General features: G+C 54.0%; 25 protein-coding genes. 17 read left to right on the top strand and 8 right to left on the bottom strand.

Annotation, left to right across the window (positions count from 1 at the left end):
- Positions 1 to 14: 14 nt before the first annotated feature.
- Together ACIQWS_RS24155 and ACIQWS_RS24150 are read right to left on the bottom strand one after the other, a co-directional pair.
- The gene (locus ACIQWS_RS24155; protein WP_223615594.1) at positions 15 to 686 is read right to left on the bottom strand and encodes a response regulator; all 672 of its coding nucleotides are present in this window, start codon (positions 684 to 686) and stop codon (positions 15 to 17) included.
- 1,888 nt (positions 687 to 2,574) lie between these two features.
- A complete protein-coding gene (locus tag ACIQWS_RS24150) occupies positions 2,575 to 2,943 on the bottom strand; it encodes a MarR family transcriptional regulator (RefSeq protein ID WP_223615595.1) in 369 nt (122 codons plus the stop codon).
- 213 nt (positions 2,944 to 3,156) lie between these two features.
- Between ACIQWS_RS24150 and ACIQWS_RS24145 the strand changes: the two genes are divergently transcribed.
- Positions 3,157 to 3,447 (top strand): hypothetical protein, encoded by a 291-nt coding sequence (locus ACIQWS_RS24145; protein ID WP_223615596.1) that lies wholly within the window; start codon positions 3,157 to 3,159, stop codon positions 3,445 to 3,447.
- Positions 3,444 to 5,408 (top strand): type I DNA topoisomerase, encoded by a 1,965-nt coding sequence (gene topA, locus ACIQWS_RS24140; protein ID WP_223615597.1) that lies wholly within the window; start codon positions 3,444 to 3,446, stop codon positions 5,406 to 5,408. The genes ACIQWS_RS24145 and topA overlap by 4 nt, the downstream gene beginning before the upstream one ends.
- A gap of 12 nt (positions 5,409 to 5,420) precedes the next feature.
- Here topA and ACIQWS_RS24135 read toward each other — a convergent pair whose 3' ends face one another.
- The 6 genes from ACIQWS_RS24135 to ACIQWS_RS24110 form a co-directional block, all read right to left on the bottom strand.
- Positions 5,421 to 6,038 (bottom strand): hypothetical protein, encoded by a 618-nt coding sequence (locus ACIQWS_RS24135; RefSeq protein ID WP_223615598.1) that lies wholly within the window; start codon positions 6,036 to 6,038, stop codon positions 5,421 to 5,423.
- Positions 6,039 to 6,086: 48 nt separating this feature from the next.
- Positions 6,087 to 6,713, bottom strand: coding sequence for a hypothetical protein (locus ACIQWS_RS24130; RefSeq protein ID WP_223615599.1), 627 nt, complete (start codon positions 6,711 to 6,713; stop codon positions 6,087 to 6,089).
- Positions 6,710 to 7,300, bottom strand: a complete 591-nt coding sequence (locus tag ACIQWS_RS24125) for a thermonuclease family protein (protein ID WP_223615600.1) — start codon at positions 7,298 to 7,300, stop codon at positions 6,710 to 6,712. Before ACIQWS_RS24125 ends, ACIQWS_RS24130 begins: the two co-directional genes overlap by 4 nt.
- A gap of 72 nt (positions 7,301 to 7,372) precedes the next feature.
- Positions 7,373 to 7,990: an acyltransferase gene (locus ACIQWS_RS24120; protein WP_223615601.1), complete on the bottom strand. Its 618-nt coding sequence runs from the start codon at positions 7,988 to 7,990 to the stop codon at positions 7,373 to 7,375.
- Positions 7,987 to 8,439: a hypothetical protein gene (locus tag ACIQWS_RS24115; RefSeq protein WP_223615602.1), complete on the bottom strand. Its 453-nt coding sequence runs from the start codon at positions 8,437 to 8,439 to the stop codon at positions 7,987 to 7,989. Before ACIQWS_RS24115 ends, ACIQWS_RS24120 begins: the two co-directional genes overlap by 4 nt.
- Complete coding sequence (locus ACIQWS_RS24110; RefSeq protein WP_223615603.1) at positions 8,436 to 8,786, bottom strand: hypothetical protein; 351 nt, start codon at positions 8,784 to 8,786, stop codon at positions 8,436 to 8,438. Before ACIQWS_RS24110 ends, ACIQWS_RS24115 begins: the two co-directional genes overlap by 4 nt.
- Positions 8,787 to 9,699: 913 nt before the next feature.
- On the opposite strand from ACIQWS_RS24110, the gene ACIQWS_RS24105 reads away from it, so the two are divergent.
- The 15 genes from ACIQWS_RS24105 to ACIQWS_RS24035 all read left to right on the top strand — a co-directional run bounded on the left by ACIQWS_RS24105 (position 9,700) and on the right by ACIQWS_RS24035 (position 23,923).
- On the top strand, positions 9,700 to 10,596 hold the full coding sequence (locus tag ACIQWS_RS24105) for a lytic transglycosylase domain-containing protein (RefSeq protein WP_223615604.1): 897 nt from the start codon (positions 9,700 to 9,702) through the stop codon (positions 10,594 to 10,596).
- 10 nt (positions 10,597 to 10,606) lie between these two features.
- Entirely contained in the window at positions 10,607 to 10,939 is a 333-nt protein-coding gene (locus ACIQWS_RS24100) for a TrbC/VirB2 family protein (RefSeq protein WP_223615605.1), read from the top strand.
- 3 nt (positions 10,940 to 10,942) lie between these two features.
- A complete protein-coding gene (locus tag ACIQWS_RS24095) occupies positions 10,943 to 11,248 on the top strand; it encodes a type IV secretion system protein VirB3 (RefSeq protein ID WP_223615606.1) in 306 nt (101 codons plus the stop codon).
- Positions 11,249 to 11,256: 8 nt separating this feature from the next.
- Complete coding sequence (locus tag ACIQWS_RS24090; protein WP_223615607.1) at positions 11,257 to 13,674, top strand: VirB4 family type IV secretion/conjugal transfer ATPase; 2,418 nt, start codon at positions 11,257 to 11,259, stop codon at positions 13,672 to 13,674.
- Between the two features lie 2 nt (positions 13,675 to 13,676).
- A complete protein-coding gene (locus ACIQWS_RS24085) occupies positions 13,677 to 14,444 on the top strand; it encodes a hypothetical protein (protein ID WP_223615608.1) in 768 nt (255 codons plus the stop codon).
- A gap of 2 nt (positions 14,445 to 14,446) precedes the next feature.
- Positions 14,447 to 15,199 carry a type IV secretion system protein gene (locus tag ACIQWS_RS24080; RefSeq protein ID WP_223615609.1) on the top strand — a complete coding sequence of 251 codons (753 nt, stop codon included), beginning with the start codon at positions 14,447 to 14,449 and terminating at the stop codon, positions 15,197 to 15,199.
- A complete protein-coding gene (locus ACIQWS_RS24075) occupies positions 15,196 to 15,414 on the top strand; it encodes a hypothetical protein (protein ID WP_223615610.1) in 219 nt (72 codons plus the stop codon). Before ACIQWS_RS24080 ends, ACIQWS_RS24075 begins: the two co-directional genes overlap by 4 nt.
- A gap of 248 nt (positions 15,415 to 15,662) precedes the next feature.
- Positions 15,663 to 16,682 carry a type IV secretion system protein gene (locus ACIQWS_RS24070; RefSeq protein ID WP_223615611.1) on the top strand — a complete coding sequence of 340 codons (1,020 nt, stop codon included), beginning with the start codon at positions 15,663 to 15,665 and terminating at the stop codon, positions 16,680 to 16,682.
- Positions 16,679 to 17,428 (top strand): virB8 family protein, encoded by a 750-nt coding sequence (locus ACIQWS_RS24065; RefSeq protein WP_223615612.1) that lies wholly within the window; start codon positions 16,679 to 16,681, stop codon positions 17,426 to 17,428. The genes ACIQWS_RS24070 and ACIQWS_RS24065 overlap by 4 nt, the downstream gene beginning before the upstream one ends.
- Complete coding sequence (virB9, locus tag ACIQWS_RS24060) at positions 17,425 to 18,234, top strand: P-type conjugative transfer protein VirB9 (RefSeq protein WP_223615613.1); 810 nt, start codon at positions 17,425 to 17,427, stop codon at positions 18,232 to 18,234. The genes ACIQWS_RS24065 and virB9 overlap by 4 nt, the downstream gene beginning before the upstream one ends.
- Positions 18,224 to 18,442 carry a hypothetical protein gene (locus tag ACIQWS_RS24055; RefSeq protein WP_223615614.1) on the top strand — a complete coding sequence of 73 codons (219 nt, stop codon included), beginning with the start codon at positions 18,224 to 18,226 and terminating at the stop codon, positions 18,440 to 18,442. Before virB9 ends, ACIQWS_RS24055 begins: the two co-directional genes overlap by 11 nt.
- Positions 18,432 to 19,673: a type IV secretion system protein VirB10 gene (gene virB10, locus ACIQWS_RS24050; RefSeq protein ID WP_223615615.1), complete on the top strand. Its 1,242-nt coding sequence runs from the start codon at positions 18,432 to 18,434 to the stop codon at positions 19,671 to 19,673. The genes ACIQWS_RS24055 and virB10 overlap by 11 nt, the downstream gene beginning before the upstream one ends.
- Before the next feature lie 34 nt (positions 19,674 to 19,707).
- Complete coding sequence (gene virB11, locus ACIQWS_RS24045; RefSeq protein ID WP_223615616.1) at positions 19,708 to 20,715, top strand: P-type DNA transfer ATPase VirB11; 1,008 nt, start codon at positions 19,708 to 19,710, stop codon at positions 20,713 to 20,715.
- Positions 20,712 to 21,191, top strand: a complete 480-nt coding sequence (locus tag ACIQWS_RS24040) for a thermonuclease family protein (protein ID WP_223615617.1) — start codon at positions 20,712 to 20,714, stop codon at positions 21,189 to 21,191. Before virB11 ends, ACIQWS_RS24040 begins: the two co-directional genes overlap by 4 nt.
- A complete protein-coding gene (locus tag ACIQWS_RS24035) occupies positions 21,125 to 23,923 on the top strand; it encodes a type IV secretory system conjugative DNA transfer family protein (protein WP_223615618.1) in 2,799 nt (932 codons plus the stop codon). Before ACIQWS_RS24040 ends, ACIQWS_RS24035 begins: the two co-directional genes overlap by 67 nt.
- Positions 23,924 to 24,014: the final 91 nt, after the last annotated feature.

Genomic DNA, 24,014 nt, shown 5'->3' with positions numbered 1-24,014 from the left:
ATGAATTAAAATCCTTATTCCACGACTTCGTTGTTGTTCGCGAAATGGCGGCCGTGTGCGATCACTTTGCTACGTGCGCGCTTGTACTTTTGCTCAGCCATTTCGGGGCTCTTCATCTTGAAGTGCTTCGCCATCAAGACGAATAGTTCGTTGCGTTTCATTCCTTTTGGTCGATCTTCCACCCATTGAAGGCATTCGTCTTCTGACAGCGACAAAAATGGATGGTGGTAACCAGGGGATGCGTTACTTATCGTCTCGTTTCCCCTGTGCAAGACAAATTCAGAGCGTGTCATGAGCTCTAGAATACTAGCGAGGGTGGGGGCATTGAGCCGATTCTTGCCGAGATACCCTTTGGCACCGAAGCTTCTACAAATTTCCGCCTCGTCAGATGAGAATCGCCCAGTGATAACCAAATGTACCGCCTTGGGTGTAGTGCTGATTATACTGTCAACGATAGCCAGGCGGACATTTCTTGATTCCATTTCGACACCGTAGTCAGGCAGGCCAGGATCAATGATAATGAGGTCAAAAACGTCTGTTTCAATCGCAGCGAGTGCGGCGTGGAATGTTTCGGCTGTGATAACCTGCCAACCCGACGTTCTGAAGTGACGCTTGAGCGAATCTGCGTAGAAATAATCATCCTCGATTATCAAAACACTGCTCATTTTCAGGTGCATATCATCCATGGCTTGACTGTATCAGCCTCGCTACGTTGAAAATAGGTATCAACGCGGCACCTATGCGGGGAAAACGGTCGTCTCCGGCAATCTGACAAAGCTCCAAAAATTTAGGAATAGGTATCGACGTGATACCTATTAATGGTGGGACTCCTGAGAATAAGTTTGCGTTCGGTATTGTCATGAAACCTAACGGAAGAAACATGTTTTCTGGAGCACAATCAAACATGCACGGCCCGCTTAATGAACAGCTAGATATCTATAGTCGTATATGTAGGTATTGCATTGACGATAATGGTGCCTTGTCACTTCAGGCTAGAAAAAACATATCTTCCATTGAGCTATTGGGCGTCCTTCTAGTTGTCGCTACTGAATGCCACAACACCGCCACCAGCAGTAAAGTCTGGGATGACATTTTTTTGAAACACGGTATTCAGATCGGCGACTATACAGCCATACTTGATGACCTCAATGTTCTAATCAATTTGCCGAATTGATGGGTTTTTACATCGATGGGCACAGGGCATCAAAATAAGACCCAAGTACGATAGGAAAGCGGATTGATGCCTCCGGGCGTCGCAAAAGGGCTAGGTTCCTCGAAAACACACCAACTCAGAGAAAATGCCATCAACGCTGATCGACCTTGTCGCAACTGATTTTTCTATCAAGCTTGCGGCATTGTCGATGAAACGCGCTATTTGGCCGATTATTAGATCACCGACCGAACCGCTAGGCTATTTTTCGTAGCCTATTTGCGTTCGACTGGGCACAACATTTCATAACTGTCTCTGTCAGCCGTCAACCGGAGGCTGGTTTGCGACCAGCAAACGGCAGGATGCCGCCCGTAGGGCCGGCCAAACGGTTGCATTTAGGCTGTCTGCTATAAGATTTATAACCGTAGGTTTCTGTGGCCTTCGGTATTTTGAACCCTATCTGTTCAAACTTTAGCCCGAGATTTGGCCGGAATTTTTTAAGCCAAGACAGCCAGCGCTCGCAGATGATGGAAATCACATTGGTTAGGTGTTTTGCGCGCCACTGTGGGCGCTCCGTTATGCCAATTATTCCTTGATCCTTAGCCCGTCGAAGCGCATTTCGCACTGTGGTCGCACCAACCCCCGCACGGTCTCCGATTTCTTTCACCGAACATTGGCAGCTTCCGTGTTGTCGGCAATCCGACGCTATCACATATAATACCGCCCGCTCTCCTTCCGTAAAAAGATCGCGTAGGTGAGGGGGTAGGGCAGCCATGTCCCCTAATCGGCGCTTTCTGGCCCATCTAACAGAACATCGAACACCCGAAGCCGCCTTATTCCTGGACTGACCGGTGAGTTCCCGTCTGGGAAAATATGTGCCGGCGGGTGGCCTCCTTTGCTCGCGAGCACGCATGAACGTTTCACGCTTGGCTGCAGCCGCCTCAGTAAGTTCGATGGCCTGTGCATCGTTCAGCTGACCCTCAGCGAGACCTCGCCATAAGAAGGTTTGATAAAGATCGATCTGGCTAACGGTCGTCAAACCGTGCAGCCATGTAGTCAATTGGTTATGAATAGTCACCACTTTCACCTTTGCTTTAAGCAAGCAAATCCGTGGCACGAAGCGCATTTTCCTCTTGCAATGTCGGGATGAAACAGCTAGTTTTGCCTATGACATTTGGGCAATGCGGAATTGGAGTTCCGTAGCTGTTTCAACCTAGAAAAATCCGGCCTTCGCGCCGGTTTTTTTGCTTTTATGGGCTCAATTCTCCGTTGATTGATCTGAATTTGTGCGTGTTTGGTCGAGAACGCCGAATCACGTTCCACCCCTTTTGACGGCAAATAAGACTATGTGCGAACGAAAGCCCCTTAGCAAGAAGTTCGCGTATGCATTTTTTAAAATGAAATGGTTAAAACGCTGTATGCCGCTATTCTGATTTCCCTGGATTCAGTGTCAGGAACGGCCCCGATCCAAATATCTCTTCCGGAATAACCAGCCGATAAGCGCGACCCCGGCCTGCAGTATTGAGGACTTGCTCTTCCAGCAATAGCTTTCTGGTCAAGAGCGGTGTGGTGCTTTCATACACCGCATCCCTGCTGAGCCGCGATATGTTCATAATGTTTGTTATGGTTGTTTCAATGTTCGTCAATTGCATCTGGTAGATCAGGTTGATCATACCAATCTGCTTCATCCTGGACGTTGGCGTTTCGCCTTCCAGCGGATTGTCCAAGATCTGCTTCATCGTGAAAGCGGTGAAAGCCACTCGACCAAATGGGGTGTCTTTTGGGGTTGCCATTCTTTTAATCTTCGGCTATAGCGTTTCTATAGTATGCAAGTGTCAGCTGCATTGGCCGCTTTAAAGGCGTATTCGATCCCAGTTTCATTGCATAACCACCCCGGCGTTGGATGTGAGATTCGAGAATTGTTCTTGGAGCAACATATATCAAAATTCGCCACAGGTGATCTAAGTTCAAATGATCATGCATCTCAAGCTATTGGAGTGCCCGCAATGACGCGCTCGCATGCCTCACTCGTTTCTTTCGAGCGTCGATCAGAAGATCGCAAGCCTGCATGGTTGGCAGCTAACCAACTGTCCTTTGTTTCGGAAGCAGCCTTGATCGCTTTCTCCGATGTGATGTTCGCACTTGGCGATTTGAACGAACGACATCGCCATTCACTTTTAGATAGATTTCTAAGGTGGGAAAAACTTGTTGATGCTGAAGCAGTCGAAACCAAACGCTTGTTCAGGCTGATGATAGACCAAAAAATCGCAGTCTGGAAAGCGGAGGCTGGTGAATGAAGCTGGTGATCATTGAATCGCCAGGCAAAGTGCAAAAACTCTCATCCATTCTCGGGTCTGACTATAAGATCGTTGCCAGTATTGGCCATGTTCGCGACTTGCCCACAAATGAGATAGCCGTATCAGCACCCGACTTTCGTCCCACATACGTCCTATCCGAACGCGGCCAAAGCGTTGTTGATCGCATCAAACACCTCATCTCCTCGGCCGATGAGGTGCTGCTTGCGACCGATCCGGACAGGGAAGGGGAAAGCATCAGTTGGCACCTGAAAGAAGTTCTCAGCCTGAAAGATCCAAAACGGGTGACATTCAATGCAATAACTCCTGATGCAGTTCTTGCAGCCGTTGCAGCACCTCGATTGATTGATGTCCGGGTGGTGGCGGCACAGGAGGCCCGCCGCGTCCTGGACCGGCTTGTGGGCTACATGGTTAGTCCAGAGATCAGCAGGCGCCACGGGACCAAGCTGACTGCTGGCCGCGTACAGAGCCTTGCAGTGCGGATCATTGTCGATCGCGAGCGCGCCATTCGCGGTTTCCGGAAGATCAATCACTTCGGCGTTGAACTGACATTCGAAAACTCAGGTAGGGCATGGACCGCGAGATGGCAGCTGAAGCCAGGCTTCGTTACAGAAGAGCAGCCGCATTTTCTTGACAGAGCGTACGCGCAGGCGGTTGCCGGCTGCAGCATTGTTCGTGTCCAGTCCTGCCAATCAAGCGAGACGCGACGCTCGCCACATCCACCATTCATGACGTCGACGATGCAACAGGCGGCAAGTGTTGAGCTTGATCTGGATCCGGAAACCTCTATGGCGGCCGCACAAGCACTCTACGAGCAGGGGCATATCACTTATCACCGCACAGATAATCCCAATATCACCGATGACGATTTTCCCCTCATTCAGATCGAGGCAGAAAAACTTGGCTTGGAGGTTATAGATCAGCGCCGGACCTTCCCAGCAAAGGACGGAGCTCAAGCCGGCCATCCGGGGATAACACCAACACACTGGGATGTTGCCGTTGCCGGCGAGACGGTTCCGCAGCAGGCGCTCTACAAATTAATTCGGATACGAGCCATCGTCTCTCAGTTGCCGGACGCGCGATATTCGGTGAGGGTAGCGATACTCGGGGGATTTTCGCTAAATGGCCAAGCCCTGTCATTCGAAGCCCGCGGCCGCACACTGATTGCACCAGGTTGGACAAAACTGCACGCACATGATGAAGAGATGGACGATGAGGGTAAAGAAACCGAAGACGGCATTAATCCGGTCCCCGAGCTTGTCGTGGGACAGGAGCTATTGGTGGATGCGGGCAAACTAACGGCATCAGAGACAAAGCCGCCCAAGAGATACACCCAGGCCTCGCTCATCAAGAAGATGGAGTCCGAGGGGATCGGACGGCCATCCACCTATGCAACGATCATGAGCACAATCATGAATCGCGAATACGCGAAGATCCGGCAGAAAATGCTTGTGCCAACTGAGAAAGGCGAAGCGGTTGTGGATATGATGTCCGGCCGCTTTGCGTTCATGGAGCTGGACTTTACCCGCCGCGTCGAAGCAGAACTGGATCTGATTGCCAATGGAAGGCAACACTACCGGCCTGCGGTTGCTGCATTCCACGATCAGCTCGTCCAAGAGTTATCGAGCTTGGCTATCGCGGTGCCCATCAAACCTTCAGAAAACTTGATCCTTGCCGTGCGCTCGAAGTCCAAGCGCGACGCAGCGCCGATTGACGAAGCCATGCTCTTGTCAGCGGAAGCCTGCAGAGCCTTTCTTGGTCCGCGAGAGACAGACGAGCGCGGGGCTTATGTTGCGCCGGCGGCCTCGGTGAAACAGGTCGATTTGATACGTCGCTATGTCGAGCAGGGAAAGATCGTCGCACCTCCCGGCTATCCCGACAACATGACAGCTAAGACCGCATCGGGCACAATTGAAATGGCGCTGAAGAAGCGCCGGCCTTGAATCACAACAATCTCAGCACAAGCGCACAGGCTCGTTGTTTTCCTGCAGCAGCAACGGATAGCCGACTTGATCAATGTGGGCTTGGTTCAGCGCGTTAATGGCGTCTTCGCGGATATGGAGCACTTTACCTGAGCGAGAATTGGTCAATCCGGGAACATGTTGGCGTATGATCACCCCGCGCATTTCCAACATTTTTGACAAAACCAAGAGCTGCGTGTAGTGCGCATCCACACTGCTCGCCATGCTCTGGATTGTCGGTTTTCGACCGCTGGATATCTCGTCAGCCAAGCGATGAATAAAGGCGATCTGACGATATCGAGCTGAACCCGTATCTTTCGCGAAACGGGATTTATCTATCATCTTATTAAGTATCGCCAAATCCGTTTGCTGTGGGGGCACGGGTGAGGACAGAGGTTCCATAGGTTTTTGCGGTCGGCCGGCCATGGCGGCCATACCAGCTACAACTAAATGGCCGAATACGACAGGTATTCGTGCTCCTAGCGTTTGCGCCATGGCAACCACTTTTTCGTGGTGCTCACGAGCAATAAGCAATTTGGTTTCCATATGCCCGGGCTCAATGGATTCTGCCCGCCATTTTTCACGGTATTCCGAATACTTGGGCTTTGTCATGGTTTGTGAACCTTGCTCTGCATCGCCTCGAACAGCACAAGGCTGCTCTTATGAATTATCTGCGGGCACATCGGCGAAGTGATTTTCCAGCGGCAGCAGTGGATACCCTACCTCATCAAGGTGCGCTTTGTTCAAGGCATCAATAGCGTCCTCGCGAATGTAAAGAACCTTACCCGAGCGGCTTTTGGTCAAACCGGGAACGTGCTGACGAACAACTACTCCACGTTTTTCCAAAGCCTTGGATAGTATTTCAAGCTGCGAGTAGTGTGAATCAACACTGCTGGCCAAGCTTTGAATCGTCGGTCTTTGACCGTGATATATTGCTGCCGCCAGGCGATTTAGAAAGGCGATCTGTCGATAGCGGGCTGCACCAGTGTCCTTATGAAACCGCGATTTATCGATCATCTCGATCAGGATCGAAAGGTCTGTCGGTTGGGGCGGAACTGGCGTGGCGATCGGCTCCATAGGCTTTGTATTTCGTCCGGCCATGGCTGCCATTCCGGCGAGTACGAGTTGCCCGAGAACAACCGGTATTCGTGCTCCCAACATTTGTGCCATTGCGACCACTTTTTCATGGTCTTCACGCGGCATAAACAACTTGGTCTCCATATGCCCTGGTTCCAGAGATTCTGCCCGCCATTTTTCGAGGTATTCTGTATTCTTCGATTTTGTCATGGCTTCTGTGTCTTGCTCTGCATCGCTCCAAACAGTACCAGATTGGGATGAGGCATATCGGCATATGCCCATAGACCCGCTTTAGACTGCTTTGCCGTGGCTTCTGCCACAAGGTAGGGCATGTAGACAGGTTTAGCGTCGTTTGAAAAGGCCGCGAATGCAAAACCCTGGGTGATGAGGACCGTGCCAAGGTCGAGAGACTGATCTCCCACGTGGGAGGAACATACCACGAGTATTGTTGGTTCTTCGCCAGGTTTGGCCGCAGGCAATTGCGCTATGGGCGAGCAGGTGGGTTTGGTGTCTCGTATGATGGCTGCGAGCATTGCGAGCGAAACCGTTCCACAATCTTGCTTCAAACCAGACTTGTCTGTGTAGATCGTTCCACGGATGCAGGACTGGATGCCATAGAGGCGAAGTTTTTGTTTGCCTTGCTGCCAGGTATCACCAGTGAGGAACGATACATTGCTCTCAGGGATCCGGAACACTTGAGCGGAACCATTGGTCTTTGGGCCTTCTGTCTCCTGTGCGTGGGATGAGACAGAGGTGAGTGCCACACATAGGGCAGCAATTGTGAATGATCGCTTCAATTTGCATACTCCACGTTGCAGATTATAGATGGTTACGGGCTGAGAGGGCGGACAAGTCGTCCCTCGGACGAGTTATGGCTTCGCCAGCGCAATGCAATTTGTGCCATCGCTCGAATTAGTGATGCAACTGACATCATACCCAGCTCCAGACACCAGATATTTGCACACACTTGTTCCGGCACCGTCGGCGGTTCCAGGCGCGTTGCAATCCATTCCACTCTTTACAAGATTGTCAAGCTTTCCGCCTTTGCCGCATCCGAACTGGCAGGCCTTCAGGATTGATGACTGTGTAACGTTGGCACAGGTTCCCTTGTAACAGACTTCCTTTCCTATGGCGGAAGTCATGCCGTTTCTCTGGGCCTTGGCCCATTCTCTCTGTTGGTAGGGTATCCATGCTGCGACCTGAGCGGACGGATCATTGAGAAACTGTTGTGGTGTGCCGTTATAGAATTCCTGGAATGTGCCGCTATTGCAGAACTGGAATGCGCCGTAACAGGTCACACCATTCACGACTGGAGAGACGCTGGAAAAGCTTCCCTCGCTTTTGGAAACATTCTCCGCGTACTCGGCGCAGTTGCTCGGCATACCGGCGCGCATCAGACTGATCGCGCTTTCGCCTGCAAAGGCAATCGTACTTGTCATGGCCAGGAGAAAACCAGCATTTGCGAAAATGGAGCTGATTTTGATCATTTGCTGGTCTTCACATCATAGGTACCGGTGAAGGGCTTAGCAGCCTCATCCAATTCCTGTGTCGTGATCTTTTTGTAGTTCAGAGAAAGGATTGCGGTTCCGCCAAGCATAACTTGAGGGTTGGCGACCACCGTTGTTTGGCCATCGCTTGACTTGTGGACAAGCAATGTCGTGCACATGGTCTGCATATTGCAATCGCCTGACGTCTGCGACAACAACCACTCACCCGACGGCGTTATAATACGAGCCGTATAGATGTCTGGATGGCGAGGTGGATTTCCATACGCGACCAGATCCTGCGTATCCCATACTTTGTCGGGATCTTCGCTGGCGTTCTTAGTGGTGAGCTGGAGATTGAGTTTGTAACCGTCGTCGGCGTGTGCAGGCAGGGTTGGAATGCTTGTCGAGATCAGGATCGCCGACATTATTAATCGAAACCTTGGATTCATCGTAGTTTCCTTTGGAGATAATGCAGGATCTTGCGACCGCTGTCATAGGTGAGAAAACACAGTGCGCAGGTCATGAGATAGGCCATACGCACGGTGCGCCAGGCAAAATACGCGGCGATGCAGCCCATTACGGCGATGATGACTGTTTCATAGGGCCGTGTGATTGGATCGGAAGTGACAGCCATAACCCATTGGACGAGAGCATTGACCCAAAGTCCGGCCGTCGCCAACGCGCCCAATAAAAGTATTGCCGGTCCAACCGGTCCAGCCCCTTGAGGCCCGTAAGGCATGACCGGATCGAAATAGTATACGTCTCGAATTTGCTTCTCAATTTCATCATTACGCATGGTGGACAGCTCCTTTTTCGCAAGGCCCAAGTAGCATTTTTACGATCTGGATGGTACCTACCGTGGTGATCATGTTACTGTTTTTCTTGAACTTTCGTCCGGACCGATGCCTACTTGTTCAAATCAAACCAAAAGCGTTGTTTAACGCCCTTACTGTTCGGAATGTCGAAGTAATAAGGCTTGGTACGAACTTTCCGCTCTTGGGTCTGTATGAGCTCACAAGACGATCCGTTGTGGCCGCTATCTGAATAAACTTCTCTCGTCGCGATACCCTCGCTCGACGCTTTTGCTGCATCGCGAGCTGCCTTAGATCCGCAGCTTCCCAGATTGCGCGTACAGACATTTTGCGCTGAATTTGATCCATGCCCGCTTGAGGTATCTGAGCTGGTTGGGGACCACCCCTCAGGGCAAGGCTCGTAAGGCTCCAGTCCAGGTTTACCCGCGTTACCCTCTTTGCAAATTGGCCAGGAGAAACCGGGGAGCGACATCGCTGCGATCAGCTTTTGCATCGGTGGAACGCAGTAGGGCACACCGTGCCATGACGGAGTTTCAGAGGCGGCGCAGAGAAGTACCTGACAGCCCCATGAGGCGTCGGCTGCCTGGGATGGAACACTCGCCGTCAGCATTAGGCCTGCCGCACCAATCGATGCCAATAAGCCACTACCCAGTATTTTCATGTGATCCCTCATTTGATGCCAAAAATATCTGTTGCTAGGATTATATTTCAATATATATATGATAATGAACTTCGTCAATGTTTGGCAATCCGACGTTATCATGCGGATCACACAGACACCTTAGGGCAATATCCGCCAATAGAATTAGGCTGATACATAACCTTTTTGTAGAATTAATAGGTGAGGAAGGCAATATGGTTCGATCGGGGTGGGCTATCGGAGCAACAGCGTTGGCAATGAGCGGTTCTGCTTTAGCAGCGTCGACGGCTATGATCCCCGACAGTTCCCCGGTCCCAGTTTCTGTCATCGAAGATCAAAACTCCGATTTGATCACGAAAAGGGTTATCGAGGCTTCTACTCTGAGCGCATCGGAGGCTTCGCATCCGCAAGCGAATATAATTATGCCGATGTCTCCTGTAACTGCCTCGCCAAAGGGCCAGGCGGGCAACGTAGTGCCTCAGCCAGCTGTTCGCTCTATCATGTCAGGCACTTCGGACATTTCACCTAAATCGGCTGGGCGCTGCCAAGACAGCGAAATTGACCTTGCGACCGTAAAGTCCATGATCGAGACCGAGGCAGAGCGGCAAAAGGCCGACCCCAAACTTGCACTGGCGATTGCCGACCAAGAATCCGGTTTTGGCGCGAATGTTAATTCCAGTGCCGGCGCGCGCGGGATCATGCAACTGATGCCTGCCACAGCGGCGCACTATGGCGTCACCGATATATGCGATGCAGCGCAGAACATCCGTGGTGGCATCGCCTTCCTGAATGACCTCAACGTTACATTTGGCGGCAACATCATGCTGATGGTCGCGGCTTATAATTCTGGCGAGGACCGCGTGCTGAAGACGGGCGGCATTCCTTCGATCTCCGAGACGGTCAACTACACGGCTCGCGTCACGAATGCCTATTACGGCTTTGACAATACGCTGAAAGGCGGCAAGCGCGCCAAATCAAATGTTGCACCCAACAATATGGGACACCTGTCGTCTGGAGTGACTGAACTTCCGGTTCAGACAGTCAGCGATGGATCTCCGATTCCAATCAACCAACAACAAACCGCGACAACCAAATCCGGGGGGCAGGCAGGACGCCAGCAATGGATTGGTGGATCGGTCCTCTATGTTCAATAGGAGAGAAAGCATGAAATTCATCCATAAAACCCGCGTTATGAATGTAAGCTGCGCTGCACTGATGATCGCTTTTGCAGTGGCGGGAAATCCAGAGATTTCAGCTGCCGCCGGCAGTGGCGGTGCTGTGTTCCAGCCAATCAATAATGTGTTCCAGCAGGTTCTCACATTCATGACCGGAACATTTGCAACGACGGCAGCGACGATCGCTGTTGGCGCTGTTGGCTATCTTGCCCTGACGAGCCGGGTTCCCTGGTCATGGCTGTTTTCCATTGTTGTCGGCGTCGCCTTTATTTTCGGCGGTGCGCAACTCGTATCTTCAATCTCTGGCGGGATCGGTAATTAACCCATGAGTATGGAAAATACCGACCAGGAAAAGCCGCAAGCTGTCCCGCTCGTCCTTGGCCTGACACGGCCACGCATGCTGTGGGGAATTCCCTGGGGCCTGTTCGTGGCAGAAATCGTTCTCGTGTTGATGGTCTTTCTCAACACCAAAAATCTTCTGATGTTCCTGCTCATCCTCCCGATGCACGCGGCTTCCTACGTGCTGACGATCAAGGATGTCCGGCTTGTCGATATCATCCGTGTTCGGCTTTCAAAATGTGCCGGAACCCGCAATCGCGGTTTCTGGGGCGGCAATTCCTACACGCATTGAGGAATAAAATGGCGATACAACGTGCTGTTCGTAGTTCACTGGAATTTGGTGCAATTGCCGCACGTGAGAAGAAGGTCTCTTCTCACGTACCTTACGTACGGCACGTTGACGAAAACACACTTCGCACCAAGGACGGAATGATCCTGTCAGTCATCAAGATTGATGGTTTCTGCCACCAGACAGCAGATCAAATCGAAATCGATATGAAGGCGAATGTGCGCAACACCTTGATGCGTTCACTCAGCGACAGCCGATATGCCGTCTACAGCCACATAATCAGGCGGCGCATTCATCCTCAAACGACTGGATCCTTCACTAATCCGTTCTGCCGCGAATTGAATGACCGATACATGTACGGCCTCTCCGAAAAACGCATGTATGTGAATGATCTCTATCTGACGATCATACGCCGAGGATTTCAGGGAAAAGTTGGCTTCGCGGACGCTTTTGTATCACGCTTTCGCAAGGCCGCCGGTGTTTCTGCCGATGTCCTCGATCGCGAAGCCAGACAGGAACTACGCGAACAGGTCGCCAATATTCAAAAAGATATGGCCGAATACGGGGCGCGCATCCTGACCGTGGTCGAACGCAAAGGCAGCGTATTTTCACAGCCGCTTGAATTCCTGGCGCAGCTCCTCAATGGCGCACAGGAAATTCCTATGCTTCTGCCTCGCATGGGGTTTGACGAATATCTGCCAACACGGCGCATCACTTTTGGCAAAAAACAACTTGAGTTGCGCGGTGCTGTAGATCGGGAAACACGCTTCGGATCGATGGTATCCGTGCGCGAATACACCTCCTGGACAGTCTCAGGTGTACTCGACGGCCTGTTGAAGATACCGGGTGAATTCATCGCTACGCAATCGTTCGCCTTGCAGGATCGCGCCCCGGTCATGGCCGAAATCGCCAAGATCGAACGCCAGATCGCCGCTTCAGACGAGGCCGGGACATCTCTTGAACAGGCCATTAATACGGCGCGTGACGAGATCGTCAACGGCCGTGCGGTCATGGGGTATCACCATCTGACGGTTATGGCGATCGGCGACAGCTTGAAGGAATTGGAGACCTGCGTCCAGGCGGTAACCAAGGAAATTCAGAATACCGGCATGGTTTCCGTTCGGGAAGATTTGAATGCTGAGCCAGCCTTCTGGGCACAGCTGCCCGGTAATTTCGCATACATTGCTCGCCGGGCCATGATTTCATCTCGCAATTTCTGTGGCCTCGCATCGTTCCATAACTTTGCCGTGGGCAAGCGTGAAGGCAACCATTGGGGGCCGGCAATAGCCCTGCTGCAGACGACTTCGATGACACCATACTTTTTCAATTTCCATCGGCGCCAGGTCGGCAACTTCACGGTGACCGGTCCAACAGGATCAGGCAAAACGGTCGGTCTGTCTTTCCTGATGGCACAGGCGATGCGGATACATCCGCAACCTCGCTGCGCCTTCTTCGACAAGGACCGCGGGGCCGATGTCTTCATTCGGGCGATGGGTGGCCAATACGAGGTTTTGGAGCCAGGGATTCCTACCGGCTTCAATCCGCTGCAGCTTGAGGGAAGTCCCAGCGATCGGGATTTCGTGCTCAATCTGCTCCGCTATCTTGTGCGCCCGAGGGACGGACGCACGGACCTATCAGCTGAACAGGAGAAAATTTTGGAGTCTGCGGTCCAGCAGATTTTCCAGATCCCTGTGCATGAGCGGAAATTCTCCGAAGTTTCTCATCTTCTGCGTGGCGGCGAGCAAGCCGGACACGACGATCTTGCATCACGATTTGATATCTGGTGCGACACACGCGGCTGGCTGTTCAACAATCCTGCCGACCTCTGGGACGATGACAAGGGGATATTTGGTTTTGACCTGACCAAGGTCCTGGACGATCCCGATATCCGGACGGCGGCACTCGGCTACATCTTCCATCGCATTGAGGGCATGCTGGACGGCAAGACGCCGATGATGCTGTTCATTGATGAGGGCTGGAAGATCCTCAATGACGATAAGTTCTCCGGGTTTGTCACCGATAAACTGAAAACCATCCGCAAACTTAACGGTATTGTCGGTTTTGGTACGCAGTCGGCCAAAGATATTGTGTCATCGAAGATGGCGCACACGCTGCTTGAGCAGACGCCAACAAACATCTTCTTTCCAAATCCGCGGGCCGATGTTGAAAGCTATATCGATGGCTTCAAACTATCGCGCGCTGAGTACGATTGGATTCTCAATACTCCTCCAGAGGCGCGGCAATTCCTCATCAAGCATGACCACGATAGCGTGATTGCCACGCTCGATCTCTCCCAGATGCTCGATTTCGTCAAGGTACTCTCAGGTAACGAAGCCAGCGTTACCGAGTGTGCGGAGTTGCGCGAACGCCATGGCGATGCCCCTGAGAACTGGCTCCCTTATTTTTGCCGATGGAGGACTGAAGCATGACAATGAATCTGCGTTTCAGTACTGCAAGTCTGTTCGTTTGCCTGTCGCTTCCGGCTTTCGCCCAAGTTCCCACCAATGACGCGGATCGAACGGGCAAAGAATCCAACACGCAGGTCTGCATGGAACGGGCCCGGACCTACAAGAAGCGGACAGAAAGCCCGACCAATGGGGTTCGGGGAAGCTTTGCGGACCAGGGCGGCGGCGGATCACTGTCACAATCGGGCGGCGGTAACATCATGGGTGGCGCTCTCAGCGGCACGAGTGTTGGCGGTGTGGATCTTGCCGGCATCATGGCAGTCGTGGGCGGCGTGGCTGCCCTGAAATCCAACAATGCCGGCCAGGTGATAGGTGCCCTTAGCGCTGTCAGCGCCGCCATCGAGCAGAACCAAAGCGGCTTGGCTAACCAAGGTCAGGCCATCGGTTCTGTCAACTCCATTCAAGGCGCGTTTGAACAGAATTCATCCGGCCGTCTGTCCGAAGCGGGATTATGGGGACAAGCGGTGCAGGGCGGCACGACACGGCTTCAGCTGCAAAACCAGCAATTGCTCGACCAAACGGCGGCGGCAAGCGCGACCGCCAATATCATGAACTACGACAAGTCAAAGGTACGGCTTGTCGATGATGGCAAGGTCAAGTCCGACAATTCTGAGAATGTTTCAACCGGCACTACCGACCTCGATGCCATTCAAAAGGAATTGGCGCGGCTTCAGGCGGAGGCCGCGAAAAACGCGCTGACAAATCCAAGTTCAACCCCGAGCCAAGGAAACTGATCATGCAACGCAAGACAACTTCTCTTTGTCGCAACATCGGCATCGGCGCTAGCGTCCTCATCGGTGCGCTGACATTGGCGGGCACGGCCAATGCGCAAGTGCCGGTCAAGGACGATGCGACGCTCGAACAGGCGACTAAAACAGCCGCGCATACGTCCGAGATAATGAAGTCGAACAGCAATATCCTCGATACGGTCAACAAGACATTGGAAGCCGTAACGGGTAACCGGTCCACGTCGAACATTGCCAATGCGGCACTCGGCTCCGGGTTTTCGATGGGTGGCGCCCCTGACTTTGGGTCACTGATGGGGGGGCAGATGTCCTGGGGCAATCTTGGCGAGTTCGGGAAAACGGCTGCGACCATTTTGAACGCGCTCAATCTGGTGAAGTCGCTTTCAGGCAAGTCGGACTCGGGAAGCTTCTCTGGGTCGGACAGGGCCTATCAGAGTGCTGTGAATACGGCGTCGGCCCTGCAGGGCATGATATCCGGTACGCAATCGAGCGCACGCCAGCGTAGCCAAGCGTTCCAGCAGGCCGGGCAACTGATCGGCACAGCCCCCGATATCAAGGGCTCCATCGATCAGAATTCTCAGCTGCAGACCCAGACAGCACAGACTGTCAATGAACTGATCGGCGTCATGAATGCGGGCAATGCGGCTTTGAATGCGCAGCAGATGCAGGAACTCGCGGCACAGGCCCAGTCGGCCAAGATCATGAGCTACGACGCTTCCAAGGCGAGGTTCGTCGCACCATGATGAATTTTCTTAAGCTTCTCGGTCAGTGGAAAGTGATCCTGCTTCTGACGGGTGCACTCCTGTTGCTGGCTTATGCGCTGACGGACGTCTCCAGCGTGCTCAAAGAAGATGTGTCTCTTCGTCAGCAATCAATTGATGCAGATAAGGCCGTCGCCGACAAGACGAAGAAGATCATGGACTATGACCCGTCAAAGGCGCGGTTGGTGAAGCCATGACCAGAATCTGCCGTCCAGATCATCTCATCGCGGTCCTCGTTGCCGGTCTTGCTTTGTTGGTCCTGCCAGCATGTGCCGGTCACAAGGAACTGAAAGCTCCGTGTTCGGCGGGATTGCAGCCTTATTCATATTGGTCCGGATCGGCATTCGCCTCGATGGGCTGCGGAGCAATGCTTGACGTCAACCCGCTGCCGGCGATGCCAGCTGCACTGGTCCCACCCGATTCAGTCATTCCGGAGAATTAAAAAATGGCTGGTCCGACACTCAACAACGACATCTTTGCGAGCCTCTTCGGCAAGGTCGATAGCATGGGCACCGCAATGGTGCAGAACCTCTACAATACGCTGAGCACAGCGCTGTTGCCCGTATATCTTGCTGGTATGACCTGCTTTGTCGTCTGGTGGGGCTATGAAATGCTTTTCGGCCGGGCACAGATGACTGCCGGTGCTTTTGTCTGGCGGTTTGGCAAGCTCATCTTCATCTATGCTTTCATCTTTTCCTGGGGAACTTATCAACCTCTGATTGTCACGCCGTTGATAGAAGCTCCCAATGCGATGGCGACACTGGTGTGTCAGGCGGCGGGCGGAACAACATGCGGGTCCAGTAGCTCATCCATGAGCCAAGGCTTGACGGATATCTGGACGGCAGGACTGGAAGCGTCGAAGACCATTTCGTCAGCCGGGGGCTGGACAGGTGTTGGCCTGATGATCCTCGCCATTTTCGTCATGGCGGTCGTCGGCGCACTAATCGCCATCGCAGTCGTCCTTTTGATGATCGGCAAGATGACGATGTTCACGTTGCTGGCGATCGGGCCGATTATTCTTTGTTTTGCCATCTTCAACTTTACGTCGCACATCACTGACGGCTGGATGCGATCGCTTGCGCAATATGCGCTGTTGCCCATCATCGTTTACGCGCTGCTCGGCGTGATGCTGCTCCTTTTGCAAGACACATTGTCCGGTGTTCAGGGCATGACCGCCGATACCGCCATGACTGTAATCGCACCATTCCTGTTGATGTGCGTCATTACTGCGTTGGTGCTGAAACAATCACTCCATCTGGCTCACGGCATCTCCGGTGGTGCTCGTCTGGATCGTGGCAATACGGGCATCCGCGATACCGCAAGAGCAATAGGCCGCTTCGGAAGCGATCGCGTTGCTGCCCTGCAAGGGCGCCTTAATGGAGATGGTGGACCGTCGGCCAGTCTTCACGCGGCAGATGCTTCGCTCGCCCAAGTCCAGGCCGCAGCAAGGAATGCACGTCGATGACATTGATTGAAGGAACGACCGAATTGAGCGGGGAAACTATGTCCACACATGAACCAGCTGTGATCGATCATAAATACTATGCTGACGGAGAACGCTGGGAGAAATCAGTTTATCGCTCCGTTGCGATTTCGCGCGGTGTGTGGCGCACGGTCGCTATTTGCATGGGCGCAACATCGGCGGCCGCGATTGGCCTGCTCTGGGTGATGCTACCGTTGAAATCTTTCGATGTCGTTGTCCTCGAGGTGGACAAGACAACTGGCTATGTCGAGGCGAGCCAGCCACTGCGGGCTGGCGGCGACCTGACGCAAAATGAGGCAGTCACCCGAGCCAATATCGTCCGCTTTATCAGAGCGCGTGAAACCTATGATCCAAAGGGATTGCGCGACAATTTTGAACTGGCCTCGCTTTATTCGACGGGCAAGGCCGCGCAAGATCTTGCTGGGCTCTATTCCGGATCGAATCCGAACAATCCGATGAAAACATTCGGTCCGAACGCTATTGTTTCGGTGCAGATCAAGAGCATCATCTTTCTCAACGACAAGACGGCGGCGGCCCGGTTCTCGACCACCCGCGCAAGCGTGCAAGGGACGGTCATCGAGCATTGGGTCGCCAATGTGCGTTTCCGTTACACATCGGAACCCATGCGCAACGATTGGCGCTTTGACAATCCTCTTGGATTTCAGGTGACAGAGTACCGCCGCGACCAAGAAACAATTACGCCCGACGTTCGCGAGGTGAAGCCATGAAGGCACGCACTCGTACGGCATTACTGTGCGGCGTGTTCTGCGCGGTCGTAGGATATGCCGGCAATTCAGCGTTTGCGGAAAGCACCCCGAAATCAGTCAAGGCCGATGAGCGGATCCGTACTGTGACCTACCAGAAGGACAACATCATTTTCCTGTCGGGGATGATGGGCGTCTCGACCATGGTCGTCTTTAACGATGACGAGGCGATTGCAACGGTTGCCATGGGCGACAGCCAGAGCTGGCAGGCCGTTCCCGATCAATCGAAGAAATTCCTGTTCATCAAACCATTGGAGCCCAATGCCGTCACCAACATGAATGTCGTCACGTCGAAGCGCGTCTACAATTTCATGATGAAGGGAGCTCCAGTCGGCAATTCAAGAACCGCCGTCATCAAGCTGCGCTTCACCTATCCGGATGATGAAGCGGATGCGCGACTCATGGCGCAGGCCAAGCTCAATGCCGCCATGCCGAATGTGCGGGCAGCGCTCTCGGATCCACTCAAGGTCAATTACGACTACGGTTACAAAGGCGACAAGGAAAACAAGCCCGTCTCCGTTGCCGATGACGGCACCAAGACGTTTTTCGAGTTTTCGGGCGAAGTGCCTGGCATCTTTGCCGTCAAGTCAGACGGCAGCGAAACGCTCGTCAATTACCGGCGCGAAGGCAATTACATCGTCGTTGATAAAGTCAGCCGGCAGTGGACCTTACGCAGCGGCAAGGTGGTCACCTGCGTCTTCAACATGAAGCTAACCGGAAAGCGCGCCGTCGCTTCAAGCAGTGTGGGAGGCCGCTCCTATGACCGATAATCCCAACCCCACCATGCCCCTCGATACAGATACCTATGATGCCAGACAGGATGCGCATGACAGCTATTTCCTTGCCGTCGAGATGAAGCGGCGACGGGGAGACCGGCACTGGCCTCAAGCGATCTGCCGCACAGCGATTGGGTCAGTGCCGGTAATGAATTCAGAAAAGATGAATGCCACGATCGGGGACTTTGGCCATGACGATTGATTTTGAACGGGAAGCGAGTATTGGCGAGACCGTCGCTGTGAAAGGCAACGGGCGCTCGAATCCGCTTGTTGCCGGTCTCCTGGTCACCGTGGCCATTGGTGCGCTCGGTTATGCCGGTTATATCTCGTACCTGAAGCCATCGGCGCGGACCGATCTGACCACGGATGAGGAATTCCGGACTGCGAGCTCGGCACCGAACCTGTCGTTCAGCGTGCCATCGGAACCTGCGGACAACAGGCTGGTTATTGCGCCTCCACCTCCCGCGCCGGAACCTGTTGTTGCGCCAGTCATGGCGCCTCCTGTCGTACAGATTGATGACGGCGCTGCGCGCCGTGCCGCGGAAGAGGCCGAACGGCTGCGACGCGAGGAAGAAGCGCGCCGCCTGGAGCGGCTTCGCTCCAATATGCTCGTCGTTGACGGATCGGTTGGTCAATCTGGCGGGTCACTCGGAGGTGACAGCGCCGGCGGATCTTCTGCCGGCATGGAACCGGACGAGGATGCCAACAGGCGGTTTCTCGGCCGGACCTCAGCGCAGGACGTCGAGTTGGTGAAAGCCACGCAAAACCACCGGATTGACGCGTTGATCCCGCAGGGCACTTTGATCCGGGGCATTCTCGAAACAGCTATCCAGTCGGATTTGCCCGGCATGGTTCGCGCGGTGATCTCGTCTGACATTTATTCATTCGACGGCCGCCGCGTATTGCTGCCAAAAGGCACCATGCTGACAGGCGAATATCGCAGCGGCTTGTCACGCGGTCAGACACGGATCCTGATCGTCTGGACACGGGCGCTGCGCGCTGACGGCACCTCCGTATCGCTCGGCTCCTATGGGACGGATGATCTTGGCCGTTCCGGGGTCGCCGGGTTCGTCGACAAACATTACCTCGAGCGGTTCGGTGCATCCGCCGTCCTCTCGCTCGTTGGCGGCGTCTCGTCATTCATTGCCGGCCTTAACTCCAACGGATCGTCCAATGCCGGGCCCGGATCCAATGGCTCGAACAACAATGGCGCAACCCAGGCGCAGCAGACGATCTCGCAAACTATGTCCGACATGGCCAACCAGGCGCTGAAGGATTCAATCAACATACCGCCGACCATTCATGTCGATCAGGGCACCCAGATCATGGTGTTTGTCCGGCGCGATCTCGACTTCTCATCCCTTTATCCGGATCCGGTGAAAGAGGCCCTTTATGAACTACGTCACCCCAAAGGTTTCAACGCCAAGCGTTGAACAGGACGCGATGTGGGCCGGGATGTCCACATATATGAGGCAAGCGGCCACGCCCATAAAGCAGTGGCTGCAAAGCCCTGACGTGATCGAAATCATGTGCAACCGGCCCGGAGAAGTCTGGATCGAAGAGCGTGGTGTTGCGCATATGGTGCGCCACGACGTGCCTGATCTCACTGGCAATGCGATCGGCTATCTCGCGCGCATGATTGCCGGCAATACCAGCCAGAACGTCAACGAGGAAACACCGCTTTTGTCGGCGGCAATGCCGAATGGCGAGCGGTTTCAGGCAGTGTTGTCGCCGGTTGCCTCCATGGGCGGGGCATTCTCGATCCGCAAGCAGGTTATCACCGATATGAGCATGGACCAGTATATGGCACTCGGTGGCCTTGATAACGTCCGCATACCTGGCAGCGAGGTGGCGGGCGAAGACTATGTGACAGACATCGAAGCGGGTTTTATCGAGAGGCTCAAAGAACCGGCACCGGCAGCCAGACGAGAAGCGCTACGATTTGCGGTGGAAAACCGCATGACAATGCTCATTGCAGGCGGCACGTCTTCCGGAAAAACAACATTCTTCAATGGGCTCCTGAAGGACGTGCCGGAATGGGAGCGGATTATTTCCATTGAGGACACGCGCGAGCTCAAGCCGCCGCAACCCAATTTTCTGTCGCTTGTGGCATCCAAGGGCGGACAGGGAAGGGCGCGCACGACGATCCAGGATTGTCTTGAAGCATCTTTGCGTTTGCGTCCGGACCGTATTTTCATGGGTGAGGTACGCGGCGCCGAAGCCTTTTCTTTTCTGCAGGCGATCAACACCGGTCACCCAGGTTCTATGTCGACTTTGCATGCTGACAATCCCCGCGGCGCTTATGAGCGTCTTGCGATGATGGCGATGCAAGCGGGTCTCGGCCTCTCGAAAGCAGAGTTGCTCGAATTCGTGCGCTTTGTCGTTCCCATCATCATCCAGATCGGGCGCGACCCGAAAACGGGGCGCCGCGGCGTCACTGAAATCTACTTCAACAAGTGGAAGCCAGTTCGATGAAGAAGACGGGGATGACGGCTGTTTTCGCATGCTGCATGGTGACCGGGATTGCAGTGGCCAGCGCTCAGGTAGCGCGTACCGAGAATATCAGCGGTGATCGGATCATCGTGATTGACGGCGATACCGTTGCTCTGCCTTGCAAGCCAGAGACCGGTTTCAAACACGGCTGTGCGGTCAAGGTACGCTTGAAGGATATCGACACACCAGAAGTATCGCACCCGACATGCGAGAACGAGCTCGCGAAAGGTCTTGAAGCCAAAGCCCGGCTTCGCGAACTCATCAGCGGCGAATTGGTGACCATCAAACATACCGGTGAAATCGATCGGTATGGCCGGTCCCTTGGTTGGCTCGTGCTGCAGGATGGATCGGACATCGGCGCGATCCTCTTTGGAGAGGGATTGGCGTTGGAATGGACGGCCGGCGCGCGATCCAAGGCGGCGCGGATCTCGCACTGGTGTGGAGCGGCATCGCGATGACACTGAAGAGCTATGAAAAGATTGCACTTGTGACGCTTGGACCTTGCGTGGCGGCGGCTGGTCTCTTCATGGGCTGGTCCGCCAATTATGCGGCCACTAGCTTTTTCGTCCTGAAATCAACTGCCATGTGGCAAGCCTTCTTTGGTGGCGACATAATGATGCCGGCTAAGCAGCTTACCGCCTATCTCAGCGATGCCCGCATAAGTCGGATTGGATCGATTGCAGCCGTTTCAACGGCGCTCGAAGCTGTCGCTCTCGGCATTGGAAGTTATATTTTGGTGAAGCGTCCGTGGGCGGTCAAGCCACCTGCAGACGGCTCACGCTTCGCTGCGCTGAAGGATCTAAAGAAGGCGGGACTGCTGGACGGGATTCCCGGTAAATCGATCCTGCTCGGGACATTTGGCCAAGGCAAAAACGCTCCAGAAGTCCGCTACAGCGGTGACAGTCATTTCTTCGTCAATGGCCCGTCGCGCTCCGGCAAAGGCCGTGGCTTCGTCATGACCAATCTTCTTGAGTACCAGGGCAGCACGATCGTCCTCGATGTGAAGCTCGAAAATTGGGAAAAGACAGGCCCGGCGCGCCTTGCCATAGGGCAGAAATGCTTTGTCTTTGCACCAGGTTCAAAGTTTACCCATCGCTGGAACCCGCTCGATTTCGTCCGCGATTGGCCCGAGCGATCGACGGACCTGCTCAATCTCGCGGCCAGCCTCATTCCGCTTGATGCCAAGGAAACGTCGATCTGGAAGGAAACAGCGCGAAGCCTGTGTGCCGGGGTGCTCGGTTATGTGCTGGAGTCGAAGACCATGGAGGGCAGACGCAACCTGCGCTCTGTGTTGCGTCTGTTCTCGACGGGCGTTTCATTCTCGAAAGTTCTTGAGGTTATCCTTCGCACGGAACCTGATCTCAATCAGTTCATCGTTGACAGTTTTAAACAGCATCTCGGCCGAGATGAGGAACAGCGACCGTCATTTGAAGGCAATGTCGTTACAGCGCTGGCCCCTTTCAACAATTTGCTGATGGCAGAGGCAACGAGCGCCAGTGATTTCGATATTCGCGAGCTGCGCCGCAATCCATATTCATTGTTTGTCGCCAGCCCGGTTTCGGACTTCGGCACGGTCGAACCGCTTTTGCGTTTGTTGATCCAGCAGATTCACGACGTCATGTTGCGCAATGTTCCGGGTAAGGATGAACCGTACAAGATTCTGATGATGCTTGACGAGTTCTATCAGTTCGAGCGCCTTCCGGAGATTATCAAGCGTGCGCCGCTTGTTGCCGGCTATGGCATGACGATCGCGCTTATCGCGCAGAACATTCCCCAGATCGATGAGCGTTACGGGGTGAAGACCCGCGATGCACTCCTCGGCAATATGGATATCAAGCTCAACATTGCGGTTGGCGACGATACCACCGCCAAAATCGTCTCAGGCAATCTGGGGCGTCAGTACGTCGAACGGGAAGGGTGGGGAAAGACGGGCGGGCTGCTTTTGAGCAGGCAGGCCTCGCAAGGCCGGTTCGAGCTTATTCCGCTGATGGACCCGGACGCTGTTCTGCGCCTCGATGACAACGCAACCATCCTGCAGATCCGTGGCACTTATGGCGCGATCCTGAACAAGCTTAACTTCTATGCGGACAAAAAGTTCGTCGATCGGCGCAGTCAGGTGGCGTCTTATACGTCAAAGATGCCAAAACCGGAGCTGGTGTTGACACCTGAATGGCCGCTCTTCAACGACCGTCCACCACAAACGTCGCAAGAACCTGTTGAAAATATCAGCCCAGTCGCTGATGAGTTCGAGCCAAAAATGCCGTTCTCGCCCGTCGGTCAAGCTGGTGCTACCGTATCTATTCCAGTCAGTCGGTCGATGGATGACGAAGCCGGCGACATTATCGATCTGGCCCGATCCGTATACCGGAATACTGACCGATTTGCCCAAGTGTATCGTCATGCGGTGTCGGCACAGGATAGTGATACGGCGGCCTATTTATTGCAGAATCTGCGGCTCACGCCCGAATATTACGGTCCGCTTATCGGCGAAGACGGATCATTCAATATCCGAGGCAAGCAGGCGCGCAAGCGTGCGATTGCAGCGATAGCGCCTTTGCGCGTGGCAATTATCGAGGCACGTCGCGGTGTGACCGAAGAGAGGTCCCGGCTTTATGCGCGAACGCAGCAACCACGCGTCCAGGCAGCTCATCCAGCTGTTCTGCAGGACGCCAAATCGACCGTGGTCCTCGCAACGCCCGAAGCTGAAGCTGTTTCTACATCGACAGATGCCGACATCGCTGCAGGTTTCACGACCGTGGTAATTCCGGCCGCTACAGCTGCTGCGCTCACCCCGGCGAGTGTCGGTGACACTATCTCGGCGGCCGTCGATCCAGATGATCCGTTTGCGGCGCATCCTCTCGTCGAGGACGAAAGTGAACGTGGGCAAGACCCCGATCCTTCATTCAACTCCACATCAAGTTCAGTCGCCGGGCCTGATGAAACCGTCGATGACGAGGATAATACCCGGATCGATTATGGCTTTGCGGATGCAACTGAACAGGTGGCAGCCGTCGCAACCATTGCGCGCACAGCGATCGAGGCTGGCCGTGTTTCCGATGTTGAACGGCTAGCCGGTGCTCTGATGCGAATGAACGCAAGCCTTGGTGCTGTCACGTCGGACGAGCCATGGGCCTTAGTATCAGCGGAGCTCAGCAAACCAAGGATCACAAATACAGCGTTGTCTGCCTAGGACAGCGCCAGATAGGCACAGGAAAGAGGAAGGATGATCGCAGCAAACAGAGAATAAGCACACGAGACCAAACAATAGTCTTTCAAGAATT

This window comes from Phyllobacterium sp. NPDC097923 (assembly GCF_044760925.1).
Classification (GTDB): Bacteria; Pseudomonadota; Alphaproteobacteria; order Rhizobiales; family Rhizobiaceae; genus Phyllobacterium; species Phyllobacterium calauticae.
This window is presented reverse-complemented; position numbering and strand designations above follow the sequence as displayed.